Source organism: Marinobacter suaedae, assembly GCF_030519635.1.
GTDB classification, from domain to species: domain Bacteria; phylum Pseudomonadota; class Gammaproteobacteria; order Pseudomonadales; family Oleiphilaceae; genus Marinobacter; species Marinobacter suaedae.
In genome coordinates, this window is sequence record NZ_JAUMIS010000003.1 from 75,805 (window position 1) to 90,947 (window position 15,143).

At 53.9% G+C, this 15,143-nt stretch carries 14 protein-coding genes; 6 read left to right on the plus strand and 8 right to left on the minus strand.

What is annotated here, in order from left to right; all coding sequences use genetic code 11:
• Positions 1 to 11 precede the first annotated feature (11 nt).
• Positions 12 to 722, plus strand: coding sequence for a 3-deoxy-D-manno-octulosonic acid kinase (locus QVZ43_RS15925; RefSeq protein WP_302910709.1), 711 nt, complete (start codon positions 12 to 14; stop codon positions 720 to 722).
• Here the strand turns inward: QVZ43_RS15925 and QVZ43_RS15930 are convergent, their stop codons facing one another.
• Positions 723 to 1,601 (minus strand): lysophospholipid acyltransferase family protein, encoded by an 879-nt coding sequence (locus QVZ43_RS15930; protein ID WP_302910710.1) that lies wholly within the window; start codon positions 1,599 to 1,601, stop codon positions 723 to 725.
• Between the two features lie 284 nt (positions 1,602 to 1,885).
• On the opposite strand from QVZ43_RS15930, the gene QVZ43_RS15935 reads away from it, so the two are divergent.
• From QVZ43_RS15935 to QVZ43_RS15950, 4 genes are all read left to right on the plus strand, one after another.
• Positions 1,886 to 2,698, plus strand: coding sequence for a glycosyltransferase family A protein (locus tag QVZ43_RS15935; RefSeq protein ID WP_302910711.1), 813 nt, complete (start codon positions 1,886 to 1,888; stop codon positions 2,696 to 2,698).
• Positions 2,699 to 2,808: 110 nt separating this feature from the next.
• Entirely contained in the window at positions 2,809 to 3,504 is a 696-nt protein-coding gene (locus tag QVZ43_RS15940) for a sulfotransferase family 2 domain-containing protein (RefSeq protein WP_302910712.1), read from the plus strand.
• A gap of 599 nt (positions 3,505 to 4,103) precedes the next feature.
• A complete protein-coding gene (locus tag QVZ43_RS15945) occupies positions 4,104 to 5,000 on the plus strand; it encodes a glycosyltransferase (RefSeq protein WP_302910713.1) in 897 nt (298 codons plus the stop codon).
• A gap of 190 nt (positions 5,001 to 5,190) precedes the next feature.
• Positions 5,191 to 6,474: an O-antigen ligase family protein gene (locus tag QVZ43_RS15950; RefSeq protein ID WP_302910714.1), complete on the plus strand. Its 1,284-nt coding sequence runs from the start codon at positions 5,191 to 5,193 to the stop codon at positions 6,472 to 6,474.
• Between the two features lie 20 nt (positions 6,475 to 6,494).
• Here the strand turns inward: QVZ43_RS15950 and QVZ43_RS15955 are convergent, their stop codons facing one another.
• The 3 genes from QVZ43_RS15955 to QVZ43_RS15965 all read right to left on the minus strand — a co-directional run bounded on the left by QVZ43_RS15955 (position 6,495) and on the right by QVZ43_RS15965 (position 10,029).
• Entirely contained in the window at positions 6,495 to 7,394 is a 900-nt protein-coding gene (locus QVZ43_RS15955) for a glycosyltransferase (RefSeq protein ID WP_302910715.1), read from the minus strand.
• Positions 7,391 to 8,215, minus strand: a complete 825-nt coding sequence (locus tag QVZ43_RS15960; protein ID WP_302910716.1) for a glycosyltransferase family 2 protein — start codon at positions 8,213 to 8,215, stop codon at positions 7,391 to 7,393. Before QVZ43_RS15960 ends, QVZ43_RS15955 begins: the two co-directional genes overlap by 4 nt.
• Before the next feature lie 398 nt (positions 8,216 to 8,613).
• The gene (locus QVZ43_RS15965; RefSeq protein WP_302910717.1) at positions 8,614 to 10,029 is read right to left on the minus strand and encodes a mannose-1-phosphate guanylyltransferase/mannose-6-phosphate isomerase; all 1,416 of its coding nucleotides are present in this window, start codon (positions 10,027 to 10,029) and stop codon (positions 8,614 to 8,616) included.
• A gap of 147 nt (positions 10,030 to 10,176) precedes the next feature.
• On the opposite strand from QVZ43_RS15965, the gene QVZ43_RS15970 reads away from it, so the two are divergent.
• Positions 10,177 to 10,965: a glycosyltransferase family 2 protein gene (locus QVZ43_RS15970; protein WP_223795686.1), complete on the plus strand. Its 789-nt coding sequence runs from the start codon at positions 10,177 to 10,179 to the stop codon at positions 10,963 to 10,965.
• A 14-nt stretch (positions 10,966 to 10,979) separates the two neighbouring features.
• Here QVZ43_RS15970 and QVZ43_RS15975 read toward each other — a convergent pair whose 3' ends face one another.
• Genes QVZ43_RS15975 through lpxL form a run of 4 tightly spaced genes read right to left on the minus strand, consistent with a single transcriptional unit; the run spans position 10,980 to position 15,122 of the window.
• Positions 10,980 to 12,044: a glycosyltransferase gene (locus QVZ43_RS15975; RefSeq protein WP_302910718.1), complete on the minus strand. Its 1,065-nt coding sequence runs from the start codon at positions 12,042 to 12,044 to the stop codon at positions 10,980 to 10,982.
• Positions 12,041 to 13,156: a glycosyltransferase family 4 protein gene (locus tag QVZ43_RS15980; RefSeq protein WP_223795684.1), complete on the minus strand. Its 1,116-nt coding sequence runs from the start codon at positions 13,154 to 13,156 to the stop codon at positions 12,041 to 12,043. Before QVZ43_RS15980 ends, QVZ43_RS15975 begins: the two co-directional genes overlap by 4 nt.
• On the minus strand, positions 13,153 to 14,136 hold the full coding sequence (locus tag QVZ43_RS15985; protein WP_302910776.1) for a mitochondrial fission ELM1 family protein: 984 nt from the start codon (positions 14,134 to 14,136) through the stop codon (positions 13,153 to 13,155). Before QVZ43_RS15985 ends, QVZ43_RS15980 begins: the two co-directional genes overlap by 4 nt.
• Positions 14,137 to 14,174: 38 nt before the next feature.
• Positions 14,175 to 15,122, minus strand: coding sequence for an LpxL/LpxP family Kdo(2)-lipid IV(A) lauroyl/palmitoleoyl acyltransferase (lpxL, locus tag QVZ43_RS15990; RefSeq protein ID WP_223795683.1), 948 nt, complete (start codon positions 15,120 to 15,122; stop codon positions 14,175 to 14,177).
• Positions 15,123 to 15,143 lie beyond the last annotated feature (21 nt).

The following is a 15,143-nucleotide window of genomic DNA, read 5'->3' on the forward strand; positions in this document are numbered from 1 at the left end:
CCCCACCACCGATGGGAAAAGAGTACATCAAGCACATTGGCGCCACCGGGGGATACCTGGTGGCGCCGTCATTTGAGGCCTCGTTCGAGGAAGGGTGGTTTGACCCTGACTTTTGGGGGGATTTGGCCGATCCGGTCAGTAAGGGCGGGCGAGGCGCGGCCTGGTTTATTCATGCCGCAGCTGGTGACTTGCTCCTTCGACATTTTTGCCGCGGCGGGCTTCCGGGGCGCTTCCTTCGACGAGACTACGTTTATACCAGAGTCAGCCAGGTCAGATCCTTTGTAGAATTTCGGCTGCTACGCAAACTCTACAGCCAGGGTTTACCTGTTCCCGAACCCATTGCGGCCGGCTACCAGCGTCATGGTTCGGTGTTCTATCATGCGTCGATTCTCATGCGGCGCATACCCGATGCCACCCCTTTGTCAGATCATGCCGGTTTTTCCGATCTGGGTGTTTGGCAAGACGCCGGGGCATGCATTCGTCGTTTCCATGACGCCGGTGTGTATCACGCCGACCTGAACTGCATGAATATTCTGGTTTCGGATCAGATCTATCTTATTGATTTTGATCGGGGGCGTATCATTTCGGGCGGAAAGGGTGGCGACTGGAAAAAGGCCAACATCAATCGCTTGAAGCGATCCGTTGAAAAGCTACTGGGCCATCTGGACGCCAGTCTTCGGGAGCAGCTATGGGAGTCATTGCTTTCGGGCTACCGGAGGTGATCAGTAGACTGGCTTTTCCCCGGGGGCTGTACGACGAAAGCGCTTGTATTCCCACTGGTATTGTTCTGGTACCTCGGCAATACACTTCTCAACCGATCGGTTCAGGGCGGTAAGGGACTCTGTCAGGTCTTTGGATGACAGGCTTGGCTCGGCCTCCCTGAGCACCATTTTAAAGCCCTTGCCTCCAGGAAGCCTTTGGGCATAGGTGACAATGGCCTTGGCGCCCGTCTTCTGAATGAGCTTGGACGCAAGCGTCATCGTGATCGTTGGAATACCGAAGAAAGGCGCAAATTCCCCGCCTTCGCGTCGGGGCGTCTGATCCGGAAGGATGCCAACCACGCCGCCTTCACGCAGGATGCTGAAGAGGCGAACAATGCCTTTCCGGTCGGTGGGGACGAGTTCTGACCCGGTGCGGCTCCTGGCGGTTTTTATGTAGTCTTCCAGTCCGGGTTGGTTGGGCGGGCTGTAGAGAGCAGCCATTTTGTAGCGAGAGGCAAAGAAAAGTCCGGCAAGTTCCCAGTTTCCATGGTGAGGGGCCAGTAATACCAACCCTTGTTTGCCCTGTTGGTAATCCCTCAGAAGTTCTTCTCCCTCGATTTCCTTTATCAGGTCCAGGCAGCGCTCGATGGGCCACTCCCACATCAGTGGAATCTCAAGAGCGGTTGCTGCCGTTTCCTGCATGCTTTTTCGGCCCAGTTCCTCGACTTCCTGTTTACTCAGGGTGGGGTAGCATGCCCGAAGGTTTTTTCGCGTTGTTTCTACCGAGCGTCCGCCGAGTCGCCATGCCATGGCTCCGAGACTGCGGCCAACACGCTGAGCACTCTTGAGGCTGAGGAGAGAAATAAGGTGGAATGCAACTTTGATGAATTTGCCGGGCACAGTGTCATCCAGTGGAGGCCGAAAGCTCGAAGGGCGAAAACTACCATTGTCACTGCTGGCGTACAAGGCGCCAGAGCTAAGACTCGGGAGGGCTCGCTGCTTTTCAGGCCTTCTCCATGCTAGAATCTGGCGCTTTGGTTTCAGTAGCGCCTGACCTAGAACGCGGCGCATCTGGGCTCTATCTGGGGATTTCGGGCGAATATTCTATGTGGGATAAAATCAGGCTGGCATTTTTCAAATTTGCGGCAGGCGGCTGGATTCCAGCTGGGTGGTTTGAGCCGGACTTGCCACCTGAACAAGAACGATCGGCAAAAACCGGGCACCTGAAACTTGAGGTGGTCAGCCACTGCTGGAATTACTCGCATTTTCTTGTGTATCAACTGAGCTCTCTGGTTCTGTTTCCGCCCAAGAAACTCGATGTCACCATGACGGTGTATTACAGCTCCGAAGATGCGAAAACGGCAGAATTGCTGGCTTATTTTGGCGAGGAAAATGTTCCCGGGGTGACGTGGAACTGGCAGGCAATCCCCAAGCAGGAGCTCTTCCGAAGAGGCATCGGGCGTAATCGGGCCGCGCTTGCAACCACCGCAGACTGGGTCTGGTTTACCGACTGTGACCTGATGTTCCGGCAGGGGTGTCTTGATGCCCTGGCAGAGGTGCTTCAAGGGCGACGTGATGCTCTGCTGTTCCCAGATGAGGAGCGCACGACCGATCTTCTGGCAGAAGATAACCCCATGCTAAAGGCTGGAACTGCCGGCCCTCAGGTACTGGATATTGACACATCGTCCTTCACCAGCCGTACCATCAGCAAGGCGACGGGGCCGTTACAGATTGCCCACGGTGATGTGTGCCGGGCGGTGGGCTATTGCCGGAACATTGGTATTTATCAGCAGCCAGAGGAGACCTTCGCCAAGTGCCACGAAGATCGGGCCTTCCGATGGCTACTCCGCAGTCAGGGTGAGCCTATCGAATTGCCTGGCGTCTATCGGATTCGGCATGTTGCCAAGGGCCGTTATTCGGGCAGTGAGACCCGTAGCCGATTGAGGACATGGCTGCGGGTCTGGCAGTCCCGATGGCGCGATTGGCGTCAAGATTAAATGACTATAGGGCATGTAGAGAGCGTTAGACGAAATGATTGGTAGGAAAGGTTTAGAAAAACAACCGATCGCTTCCTTGCTCGATCGGCACTCCAGCGTAGAAAAAGATCATGATTATTTGTCATAAATATAGATTTATTTTTCTGAAGACCAGTAAAACAGCAGGTTCATCGATAGAGATGGCACTTTCTAAGTTCTGTGGTCCTGAAGATATTGTGACTCCACTTTCTAAAGAGGAAGATTTACAGAGAGTGGAAGCTGGAGGAGTGGCGCCTCAAAATTACGGTGAGATGCCGTTTCGGTATAAGCCGTCCCAGATTTGGAAGGTTATCAGCCGCTCTAAGCCGCCTTGTCGTTATTACGATCATATTCCTGCAAGGAAAGTGCGGCGCAGAATTGGGGTGGATGTCTGGAACAGCTATTACAAGTTCTGTGTAGCGAGGAACCCGTGGGACAGGGTGATTTCTCAGTACTATTGGCGTCAAAGAAATGCTGAAAAAATGATGTCGATTGATGAGTTTTTAGAGTCTTCTCATATCCGGTCGCTTGTGCGGAAGGGGATGGGGATTTATACCATTGGCGGGAAAGTGGTAGTGGACAAAATTTGTCGTTATGAGAATCTTGTCGATGACCTCGAAACGGTTCGGCAGCATTTAAGTTTGCCAGAACCTATTCTTCTGCCAAAAGCCAAGTCCACACATCGCCAAGACAAGAGACACTACTCTGAGGTGTTTACTCGTGAACAGAATGAAAAAATTAGATCAATATTCAAGGCTGAGATTGAACTGCTGAATTACGAGTACTGAGGAAGATCTCAATCACCCTCGATTTTCACCAGAACTGCTTAAGTCATCAACAAGTGGGAGCTTTAGATGCTAACCCCGCATTTAAATATTTGTCCGTTTTCCACCATGTTGGCGTAGTTCAGGTGCGCTGGCGTTAAGCCGGCAGGTATTTTTCATTCATCGGTAGATTGCTGAACGTGGCCAGCAAGTTGAGGTGATCGGTGTTTTCTACAGGGGCGCGATAACCCGCTTTTCGGTAGCCAAGGATCTATTTGGTATTGCAGAATGGCCCCGGGCTCTGGACCTGAGCTTGCCAGCCTTCGCCTTTCTGTCGTCCAATTGTTGCGAGAGCGGTAATGCTTGGGAGTGGCTGTAACTATCTCGGCTTACCGCTGCGAGAGTGTGGTCTCTATACTTGAATTCGAAAGTAACGCATTTTGGCCAAAAATTTGAAATGAATGAGTGAAAACCCAGCAGTCGAGGACTGGAGAACAGTTTTGCGCTGCGCTACATAAGCGCCTAATTTTGATTAGGCGCATTCTGGATGGTCGGCGAAATCATGTCTGAAAATATTTGGTTGTAGCCCGAATCACCTAAACGTTAAAAACGCTAGGAAAATGATGAATCCATTGGTATCTATACTCATTCCGGTCTACAACGTCGCACCCTATTTGAGGGAGGCGCTAGACAGCATTGTTAACCAATCCTATGAAAACCTTGAAATAATTATTATTAACGATGGGTCTACGGATAATAGCCTTGAAATTGCCGAGGAATACGAGCGTGACGCCAGAGTCAGCATATTTTCCCAGCCAAATCGCGGTTTGTCGGGAGCGCGGAACAAGGGTGTAGAGCTGGCAACGGGCAAATATATCTATTATTTCGACTCTGACGACATCCTAGAATTGAATGCGATTGAGGACTGCGTAAAAGTGATGGAAGAGTCTGACTTGGATATCATCGCTTTTTCTGCATCGACTTTTGGCGATATCGATTTCAAGGGAAAAACATATCATCGAGAAAATACCGATATCATGACTGGGAAAGCGTTTCTGGAAAAATATATCGCGACGCCCAGCTACTTTTGTTCGGCTTGTAATTACTTGTGCAAGAAAACTGTGGTAACCAATAACTGTATTACCTTTATTGATCGAATTCCGCATGAAGACGAAACCTATACTTTTGATATTTTTTATCACGCGGGCCGGGTAAAATCCATAAGTAGCCGCTATTTCAAAAGACGTTATCGTGCAGGATCTATCATGACCTCGAGGAAAAGTGAACGAAATGCCATTGCTCTACTAAAAGTGCATAGACACTTTGTGGAGCATTATTCTGACTTTGCGCCTGGTCGTTATCAAATCAAGAAATTCACTCGCCGCATCAGCCAGGTGATAATGAAAAATAATCTACCTTATTCAGTCATGCATGGTTTCGATTTCTCTATACCCCTTAGGTATAGAGTAAAGTATGCGCCAAAGCGTTTTATTTCCGCTTTATTTAATCTGAAAGGGTAGTTCCGGACTATATTTTTGCCTTCATTCCCCTAATGGTAAGCATGTTGTATTAGTCGGATATTTGCGCCAATTTATATTGTAGGGTATTGAGTATAATGATTTGAAATATTTAGTTTTTAATTCTGGGTTTTCGAGAGTGGATTTGCATGCAGGTAAGGTTCTTAGGGCATAGACGGACTGGAGGAGGGCAATGGTAGAGAGTAGTAATGGCTTACAATTTCATGGATCGGTGAACAAGGTCAATCGAAAGACTTTTGCTGAGAGGGTGAGTAGCAAGGTTCCACACCTATTTTCAATATGGCTTCTTTTGACGGTTTTAGCCCCCCATCAGGATCTCTACAAGGCATTTTTCCACGGCATTCTCATACCAACCGTCCTGATTCTCCTGTTCACCCGGCGGGCGGGCATCAACTGGAGAGACCCGTTCCTATTGGTTTCTCTGGCGTTTTTCGCCTATGCATCTATTAGCACGTTCGTGGTTGGCTTTGGTCCTATGAGCGAGCATGTGCGGGCCTTTCGCTGGGGTGTGGAGATAACCTTCGGCTTGCTCGCGCTTTATATCTGGATGCCTCATGTCGTTAAGTCACCACGATGGTGGGCCTATCTCTTCCTTTGGTGCGGACTTTTCGGGGCGCTGGCCGCTGTTATTATGTTTGTTTTTTATTTTGATCTTCGAGGGCGGTTAACGGGGTTGGGAGCGTTGCATAACCCGATTCAGGCCGGATCCATTCTTCTGGTTTATTTCGCTATTGGTCACTTACTGCTGACAAGTGTGCGTTCTGGCTTTACGAAAGGGGACAAGGCGCTTTTGGCCGCTTCATTGGCGAGTGTCTGTCTGGCTGTTTTTCTGTCAGAGAGTCGTGCGCCCATCGGGGCGATGGTTGTCTACCTGATGTACCTTGGTGTACTTGTTCTGGTGAAAGCATCCGACATGCGAAGCTTTCTGGCGGTCAGTGTGGTTTCAGCGGTTGTAGCATGGATCGTGGTGGCTCTTTATGGTGGAGACGCTTATGTCCAGCAGTTGCTCAGCAGGGGGGCGTCGTCCCGGCTGGAGATCTGGGCAGGCTATCTCCAGTATCCGCCGGCTTCATGGTGGTTTGGCTTCGGAGCAGGGACTCCGCCGGATGTCTTAACCGCAGCGGAAGCCTATTGGATACCGAACAGAGTTCCTGTCACCCACGCCCACAATTTGTTTATTGGCACCCTGGTTGAAACTGGCATAGTTGGCCTGTGTTTTCTGGCGACAATGATTGGATTGGTCGTGAGAAGCATCGTAATCAGCCGTGCTGGCATGGAAGAGAAAATTGGGCTTTTTGCACTGCTGGGGCTGGTTTTCATGTTGACCCTGACCGGGTCCCATACGGTGATCAGTTCGATCAAGGCCGTTTGGCTGTTCCTCTGGGTGCCTGTCGTTTTTATCCTGTTCTGGTCAGATCGTGACGGGGTGACGCGTTCAGCCAGTCAAACAGGCTGAACGCGTGTGGTGGAGAGCCGCTATTTGAACAGTCGCCGCAGCGAGACTTCCGCCTGGTTCAGAGTTTTGATCCAGCCGGTGTTGGTCAGTGGATTGTAAGCCCAGGGCTTGGGGGGCTCATGATCTGCGCAGTGAAGAAAGTCCTCCGCAATCGGGAGAGCGCTTTCATGCCGCCCCTTGAGGTCGGTTATTTGGGATTCGCTCATCAGTGCGAAGGGGTAGTAGCCGCAGTTTCGCTTCTTTTCCGCAAGCTTCAGTCCCAGGGTTTTTTTCTTGCCCCGATAGGCGGGTACCTCCGGAAGCCACATGGCGAAGGGGGAGTGCAGATAGCCCATGGGCATAAACTGGTTTCTGGCCTGCTGATTATTCGCTGGTTCGGATTGTGCGAAAGACCACCCTGCGTCTTTCAGCCGCTTTGGTTTCATGATGAGTAACGCTGAAAAGTAGGTTCCTGCGCTGCGCTCGGAGCGTTCCCGGAAGTAGAGATTCAGGTCGGTGTTGTAGGAGTACTCTGCCCCTCTGGCAAAGTTTATTGCTTTCATAAAGCATGGGCTGACGAAGCTCAGTGAGGGGGCTTTTTCGAACGTCTGCTCGATTCCTGCAAGGTCATCCTCGTCAAGCCTGCGAACCATCTGTGTGTCGTCTTGCAGATAGCAGACGAGGTCGGCATCCAGGTGTTCCTCAAATGCCCGCTGCATATTACCGTACAATCCGCCCAGGTGGTGGCGGGACCTTTCGTCCCGCTGGGGCTGGATGATGCGGTGTTTGGCGCGGAATTTTTCGAGCACTTGAACCGTTTCCGGATCCGTACTGTTGTCATCAAAGATCACAATCGGGGAACCGGGTGCGCAGGCTTCTATAGATCCAATGCAGTTTTCCAGATAGCGGCCCCGGTTAAAGGAGAAGACGCAGAAAATCATTCGGATGCCTCAAGCTGCTTGATGCCGCACGGGGTCACCTTGGTTTTCTCTTTTTCGGAGCTCACTCGCAAGGCCTTGTTCGCTGCCACCAGCTCCGGATCCTTATACCCGCGCTTGTGATCCAGATGAATCACAATGGCGTTGTAACGCACGTGTTTGGGCTTGATGCCGGAGTTGATCAGCCGCACCCCGAATTCCCGATCAAGTCCGCCCCAGGGCATGCGCTCATCAAAACCATTCACCGCCAGAATGTCCTCGAGCCAGGCGGAACCGTTCGAGCCCTTGAAGTTGCAGGCAGTAGGGGTGAGCGTATTGAAGATTTTTGCCTTGAGTGGCGTGGCGGTCAGCTTGCTGTTTTTGTAGCTGGACTTTAGTCCGTTTTCCTTTAGCCAGTTCAGGTCGAAACAGCGCCCACTGACGATGTCGTCCCTGGTTATCGTTTGGCTCGTGCTCATGGGCAGCTTGTGGTACCCGCCAGACAAATAGCGGCCTGGCTCGGCCTCTTTGGCGTGCACTTCAAGGAAGTCTTTGCGAGGTATGCAATCGCCGTCGGTAAACACCACATACTCTGATTCAACTTCGACAATCGATTTGTTGAGGATCCGGCACTTACGAAAACCCTTGTCCTCCTGCCAGACGTGTTTGATCGTCATTCCGGTTTCTTCCCGAATGCGATCAATTACCTCACGGGTCTCTTCCGTTGACCCGTCGTCACCAATCACCAGCTCAAAATTGTTATGAGTCTGAACGCTGTAGCCCCAGAGGACTTTCTCCAGCCATTCCGGTGAGTTATAGGTGGTCATGATAACGGAAAGTTTCATGCATGCAGTCCTGTAGAAAATAGGTTGAATCGTGTTCAGTTTGCCAGATCCCGAGGCTCGTCGAATGATTGTGACTAAACGGGCAAAACTCTAACACGATTCTGACCGAACTCTTATCGTAGGATTCCGAAGGGGGGCAGTGGCTCCGCTGATATGGTTGGGCACAATTTTAACGACTCAGGGAATGATTTGCCGCAGCAAAATCAGTGGAGTTTTGAGCATATCGAGTTAGCAAACTGCCCTGAGTTTGGCAAGCAACGTCGAGGCGATGGGCTTCTGGGATGGCCACCGAGCCTTATCAAAAAGGCAAGCTCTGTTAGATCTGATCTGACGAAGGTACGGCTTAAACAGGTCGGGTGCGCCGCATTGCGCACCCTTGTGTTTGCGAGTAGTTATCGTCAGGTTCTGCCGTATTTATCCTCGAAACGTACAATGTCATCCTCGCCCAGGTAAGAGCCGGACTGGACTTCAATCAGTTCCAGGTCAATGACGCCGGGGTTTTCCAGTGAGTGAGTCTGTCCGACGGGTATAAAGGTTGACTGGTTTTCAGTGACCAGATAGGTCTTCTCGCCGTTGGTCACCTTGGCGGTGCCGCTGACCACGATCCAGTGTTCGGCGCGGTGGTGGTGCATCTGTACTGACAATTTGGCACCGGGCTTCACGGTGATCCGTTTCACCTGGTAACGGGTTCCGTTGTCGATAGAGTCGTAAACTCCCCAGGGGCGGTAGACCTCGCGATGGTTCATGTGTTCGTGGCGGCCATCGTCCCGGATTTTTTCCACGATGTTTTTCACGTCCTGAACTCTGTCCCGGTGTGCAACCAGCAACGCGTCCTTGGTTTCGATGATCACCAGGTTGTCTACGCCAACGGTCGCGACCAGTCGGCTGTCGGCCCGGACAAGGGTGTTGCGGGTATCGTGGGTAATGACATCGCCACTCAGGCAGTTTCCAGCCTCATCTTTTTCGCTGACATCCCAAAGGGCAGACCATGAGCCGATATCACTCCAGCCGGCGTCCAGGGAGACAACAGCGGCTTTGTCGGTCTTTTCCATCACCGCAAAGTCGACGGAATCCGAAGGACACTGAGCGAAGGCGTCTGCGTCGACCCGGGTGAAGTGAAGGTCCTGGCTGGCGCCGGACATGGCGGTTTTGCAGGCGGCGAGAATATCCGGGCGGTGCGCTTCCAGCTCGTTCAGGTAGTCCTGGGCGCTGAACAGGAACATGCCGCTGTTCCAGAGATAATCACCGGAGGTCAGATATGCCTTGGCGGTGTCCAGGTCGGGTTTTTCCACAAAGCTGTCAACCGTGAAGCAATTCATGGCCAGCTCGTTGCCCCGATGGATGTATCCGTACCCGGTCTCCGGATGCTGGGGCACGATGCCAAAGGTTACCAGACTGCCTGCCTGAGCCAGAGGAATCGCTTTCTTGACGCCATCCTGGAAGGCTTTGGTGTCCTGAATAAGGTGGTCTGCGGCGAGTACCAGCATGAGTGGATTGGCTTCGCTGCTTCTTTCCACCAACTGAAGTGCCGCCAGGGCAATGGCCGGGGCGGTGTTTCGGCCACAGGGCTCGAGGATAATATCGGCCTGTTCCTTGCCGGCTTGGCGCATTTGTTCGGCCGCCAGGAAGCGGTGCTCTTCATTACAGATCAGCAGGGGCTCTTTGGCGTCCATGCCATCCAGACGAGCCACGGTCGCTTGCAGCATGGACAAGGGTCCGTCCGTCAATTTCAGAAACTGTTTGGGGTTCAGCTGCCGGGACATCGGCCATAGCCTGGAACCGGTTCCACCGGCCATAATGACGGGGTGAATCATGGGTATACTCCGTGTCTGGTCTAGAGCGCGTTTTGCCCGCTGCGCATCGGTTGTTACGTCCGTTATTTCGCTCGTCATCTTACCATAGGGGTAGCACATAATTGTCCCGCAGGTACACGAAAATGAAGGTTTAGCAAGGAGCTTCGAATGCCGTTGCCACTGTCGGTTTATTTTATTACCCGGAATGAGGAGCTGAGGCTGCCGGAATCCATTGCCAAAGTTCAGGGGTGGGTCGATGAGATTATCGTGGTGGACTCGGGCAGCGTGGATCGAACCTGCGAGATTGCCAGGGAGGCCGGTGCCCGGGTCGTGCATCGAGATTGGCAAGGTTTCGCCTGTCAGAAGGCGTATGCTGCCTCCCTGTGTCGGAACGATTGGGTGCTGGACCTGGATGCCGATGAGGTTCTGTCGGATACCCTGGTGAGGAACATTCAGGCACTGTTTGCCAGCCCGATGCCACAGGATGTCGCGGGCTATCGAATGCGCTGGGTGTTATCCCCGCCCATACAAGGACACCCTTTCCGTCACGACAAATCGAAGAAAATTCTCCGGCTGTATAACCGCAAGAGGGCGATGATTGTTGCTGAGCGAGACAGCAATAACGATCGCCCTCAGGTTCAGGAGGGGAGGGTGCTGGAGCTCAAGGGCGACGTGTTACACCGGACGCTGGTCTCGCTTGAGCAAATGGAACGCAAGTACTGTCAGCTGTCATCCGAACAGGCCAGGTATATGCACGGCAAAGGCCGGCGCATCAGTTCCATCCGGTTGTTCGCGGAATTTCCTGTCAAGTTTTTGAAGTATTACCTTTTGCATCGGCAGGTCCTGAATGGCTGGTTTGGTCTGAGTGTGGCTATCACCGCTGCCAATCGGAATTTCATGCGTCTGGCAAAGGCCCGGGAGCTTCAATTGATGGACGAACTTAATCGTCGTCAGTAGAGCGGTTACCATTCTCAGGGAGTCCCAGTGTGGTGGCATTGCAAGGTTTCCAGATAAAAACTTTCGGTATTGGCGATCATGTTTTCCAGGGTCAGGTGCGTGCGCGCAAAAATGATCGCTTCTGTTTCCAGCACTCTCAGATCTGGCAGGTTTGACAGCCAGGAGCTCAGCAGCTGGGCAAGGCTTTCGACCGAATGGGCTGTGCTGACGGCCTGTTCTGGCAGCAGGGCCTGAATGGCTGGAATGGGGGTGGAAACTACGGGGCAACCAGCCAGGAGGCTCTCGATCAACACATAGGACAGCGCCTCGCGCTCTGAGCTGATGATGGTCAGGTCCGCTTCCTGGTAGACCTGCTCCATCGCAGGCTGGAAGCCTGCCAAGGTGACTGATTTTGCAAGACTGTGGCGATTGATCAACTGCTCCAGTCTGGGGCGCTCGGAGCCTTCACCATAAATGGTCAAATGGTAGTGGCGTTCGTCCGGGACGAGTTTGCTCCAGGCTTCTATCAGTTTCGAAAATCCTTTCACGGGTTCCAGGCGACCAACGGCAATCGCATTGATGGTGCCATCGGGCTGGTCGGTGACTGCTGGAGCACTTTGGCCGGGAGTTAGTGGGGCCGGCACGCCATTCGGGACAAGTCGCTTCCGAGGATGTTCCAGTACCAAAAATATTGGTTGGCTTACAGCGATGACCGCATCCAGGTGTTGAAACGCCCGGTGGTTCGACTTAATGCCATGAACGGTACCTAATCGCAGTGTGCTCAGGGAAAGGCGGGACCGGCTGACAAGGTCAGCCGCCTTGCTCCCCTGCGCATGGACAATATCAGGCGAAATATCTCTGAGGCAGCGAGTTATCGTCCACTGCAGCCATGGGTTTTTTCGGCCCAGTTGCACCGGTTGGCGGTGAAACGTCACGGGGGGAGGGAAGTGGTCGTGGTAACTCTTATGTCCAAGAACATGCACGGTGTGCCCGCGCTCGGCCATCCCCTTGGCGAGGTCTACGGTGTGTCGTTCCATACCCCCCCAGTTGGTACCCGGAGTGGCAATCACAAACGCCAGCGTCAGGTGACGTTCCGTCATGATAAGGCCCGGCGCCCGGTCACAAGCTGCTGGTAGATCCGAAGCGTTGCCTCTGTTTGGGCCTCCAGTCGGAAGCGGTCGGGAATCTGTATGTCCGGCGTTGGCCCGTCAAGTAACCGTACAACTGTTTCGGTAAATGCTTCTGTGTCGTCCGGAGTGACCAGTCCTTCACGGAAACAGGCCTGCAGTGTTTCAGCCGCGCCACCTCGGTTGAAGGCGGCTACGGGCGTGCCTGACGCCAGAGCCTCGGTGACCGTCCTGCCAAACGGCTCAGGTTTGGTGGACAGGTGACATACCAGGTCGGAGAGAAGATACAGTTCCGCCATGTCGTTTCTCTGGCCCAGGAAGGTGACATGCTTCGACAGGCCAAGCGCTTCGCAACGCTTTTTCAGCTCCTCCATGAAATGCTCTTTGCCGGGCTCTGCACCGCCGACGATGATGCCGTGGCAGTCATTGCGCTCCCGGATCAGTTGCGCCATAACCTCAAGAAAGGTCAGTTGGCCTTTCCAGCGGGAAATACGCCCCGGCATCATCAATATTTTCTGGTCTTTGAGTTGCGGGTAGGTCGCTAAAAGGGCATGGGTCCAGGATGGATCCAAGCGATGTTCGCGGAACTGGTCCACATCGACCCCTCGTTGTATAACGGTCAGTTTTTCCCGCGCAACATTGAAGTTGTTCAGCACGTAGTCCCGGACGCAGTTTGACACGGCGATGATGTGATTGGCCTTGGTCATGACAGCGCTGTACGGATTCACCGAATACATGCCGTGAAACGTCGATACGATCAGTGGCCGTTCGGCAGCGGGCAGGCTGAGCCAGGCAAGGTGAATGATCCAGGCTGGCATGCGGGACCGGACATGGATGATGTCTGGCCGAATCCGACGAATCAGTCTCCGCATGGGAAGGATTTGGCCGAAGGAGGCCGGCGATTTCCTGTGTATCGGCATCTGGACGTGGGTGCTGCCGTTCTCGTGCAGATGTTGGACCATTGGCCCGCCGTTGGAGACGACGAATGACTCATGTTCACGTTTGACCAGTTCAGCCGCGAACTCAACGGTGCCCCGTTCCACGCCCCCGCTGTGCAGGGCTGGCAAAGCCTGCAGGACTCTCACCCCACTCTCCCTCCGGTGAGTTCTTCCTGCGGCGGTGTTGGCAGCAGTTCCTTCTCCAGTACCCAGCGCGCCGCGCGATCCGCCTCCCAGAAAGGCTGTCCTCGAAGGGGCTTTTCTGTCATGACCGACGCGTGGTCTGACCATCGGGCGATACGGCCGTTCTTTACCAGCTGGTCGATTCCGGTTGCCACTCGACTGCCAGCCACCGGAGTAAGCTGGAATATCCCCGTGGGAGCGCCGGAGGTGGCCGCCTCGCACACCATGGACATACTGTCCGGGCTTACCCAGACCGCACGGGATGCGGATAACTGGTGATTAAGCCAGTCTTGATGGGTGCGCTCCGGATGGACGACGGAAATCTTCAGTCCGGCCAGCTCCTCCAGTTTGCCCAACAGCGGCTCCGGAGTCCGCCGCGAACCGCTGATGGTCCAGCGCCAACCTGTATAGTGGTTGATCAGATGGTGGATCTGGCCAAGCAGAACGTCCTCATCCCAGTCAAAGTGGGGCGAGGGCCCGCCCACCAGAATTAACGCCTCTGGCTTGTCAGTGATTCGGGCCAGTGGTGTCACGGTGTTGATCACGCCCTCGGTCAGCAGAACATTGGGCCCCTCGGCAACGCGATCGTGGGCCGGTGTAATGACCGCACTGACCCAGCCGAGCGGGAATCCGGGCTTCATCAATACCAGAGTGGAGACGTTTTTTTTTCGCCGTAACGCAAGCAGCAACCGGTGCGTGCCCGTGCCCGCACCGACAATCAGGTCGGGTTCTGCCGGTGGATAGTCGGCAGCGGGCGGCATGCCCAGAAACGACCGCCAGAGGGGAACGGCAATCGACTCTGTATCAACCCAGTGAAGGCTGGCACCGGCCAGCGCACGCAGTCGGTTGCCCAGGCCTTTGAGTTGGTTTCGATGACCTGGCTTGTTGTCCGTCAGCAGCCAGACCACCGGCGGTTCGCTTCTTTCCCTGTCGAGTGTCGCCATAGTTTGAGGCACGGTGTGCCCGTCTCCATTGGGTCTGTCTACTTGCGTTGATAAAAGCCCGGATCGTCAGGGTCCGGTCGGGTTTTGAACCGGCGGTGCATCCAGAGGTACTGGTCCGGGGCTTTGCGGATTTCCTGCTCGATCGTCCGGTTGATCAGGGTTGCGTCCTGCAAATCGTTTCCACTGGGAAAGTTCTCCAGCGCAGGATGGAAGTAGATGTCGTAGCCGGGTTTGTCTTCCCGGCGTGTGTGGCTGAACGGGACAACGACACAGCCACTTCGTTCGGCGATCCGCGATGTCGCGGTGATGGTTCCTGCAGGTATTCCGAAAAATGGCGCAAACACAATGTCCTTGCGGCCGTAATCCTGATCTGTGGCATACCACACTGCATGGTTCTGTCGCAGGCTTCTGAACAGGCCCCTCAGGTCCCTGGCACCGAGCACAGTGCCGTAACGCCGCTCTCTCGCCCTTGTCATTACCGCGTTCATGAGTGGGTTGTTATGATCGCGCTGCATCACATCGGCTGCAATGTGTTCCGTGACCAGCGCGCCGCCCAGATCCAGTGTGCTGTAATGCCCGCCAAGCAGCAGTACACCCTTCCCCTGAGCGCGAGCCTGCTCGAAAAATTCCAGTCCATGCACCCTGGTGATGTCCAGAAAGTGTTTCGGGTTGCGGAACCAGGCGAGGCCAAGCTCCATCAGGCCAATGCCATTGGCAATAAAGGATTTTCGAACCAATGCCGATTGTTGCTCTGTTGTCAGCTCCGGAAAGCATAGTCGGATATTGGTTTCGGTTATCCGTCGGCGGCGAGCTGCAAGCCGCAAGGCAAGCAGGCCGGCAAGTTTGCCAAGCCACCACTGCAGGCGCAGGGGCAGGTGCGCCAGTAACCACATGAGGCCGATCACACACCAGGTGGGCCACCAGCGTGGATGCCGGTACGCTGAAAAGTCTGTGTTTCGTGGGGGTTTACGATATGTCTTGTTCACTTGCAAACAGATCCTTGAAGG

Bases quoted from the DNA above. Each gene is read 5' to 3' on its own strand.
- QVZ43_RS15960 (WP_302910716.1), bottom strand. From the start codon at position 8,215: ATGAAACTTTCCGTTATCATGACCACCTATAACTCACCGGAATGGCTG.
- QVZ43_RS15950 (WP_302910714.1), top strand. From the start codon at position 5,191: ATGGTAGAGAGTAGTAATGGCTTACAATTTCATGGATCGGTGAACAAG.
- QVZ43_RS15940 (WP_302910712.1), top strand. From the start codon at position 2,809: ATGATTATTTGTCATAAATATAGATTTATTTTTCTGAAGACCAGTAAA.
- QVZ43_RS15985 (WP_302910776.1), bottom strand. From the start codon at position 14,136: ATGGCGACACTCGACAGGGAAAGAAGCGAACCGCCGGTGGTCTGGCTG.
- QVZ43_RS15925 (WP_302910709.1), top strand. From the start codon at position 12: ATGGGAAAAGAGTACATCAAGCACATTGGCGCCACCGGGGGATACCTG.
- QVZ43_RS15965 (WP_302910717.1), bottom strand. From the start codon at position 10,029: ATGATTCACCCCGTCATTATGGCCGGTGGAACCGGTTCCAGGCTATGG.
- QVZ43_RS15970 (WP_223795686.1), top strand. From the start codon at position 10,177: ATGCCGTTGCCACTGTCGGTTTATTTTATTACCCGGAATGAGGAGCTG.
- QVZ43_RS15945 (WP_302910713.1), top strand. From the start codon at position 4,104: ATGAATCCATTGGTATCTATACTCATTCCGGTCTACAACGTCGCACCC.
- QVZ43_RS15975 (WP_302910718.1), bottom strand. From the start codon at position 12,044: ATGACGGAACGTCACCTGACGCTGGCGTTTGTGATTGCCACTCCGGGT.
- QVZ43_RS15955 (WP_302910715.1), bottom strand. From the start codon at position 7,394: ATGATTTTCTGCGTCTTCTCCTTTAACCGGGGCCGCTATCTGGAAAAC.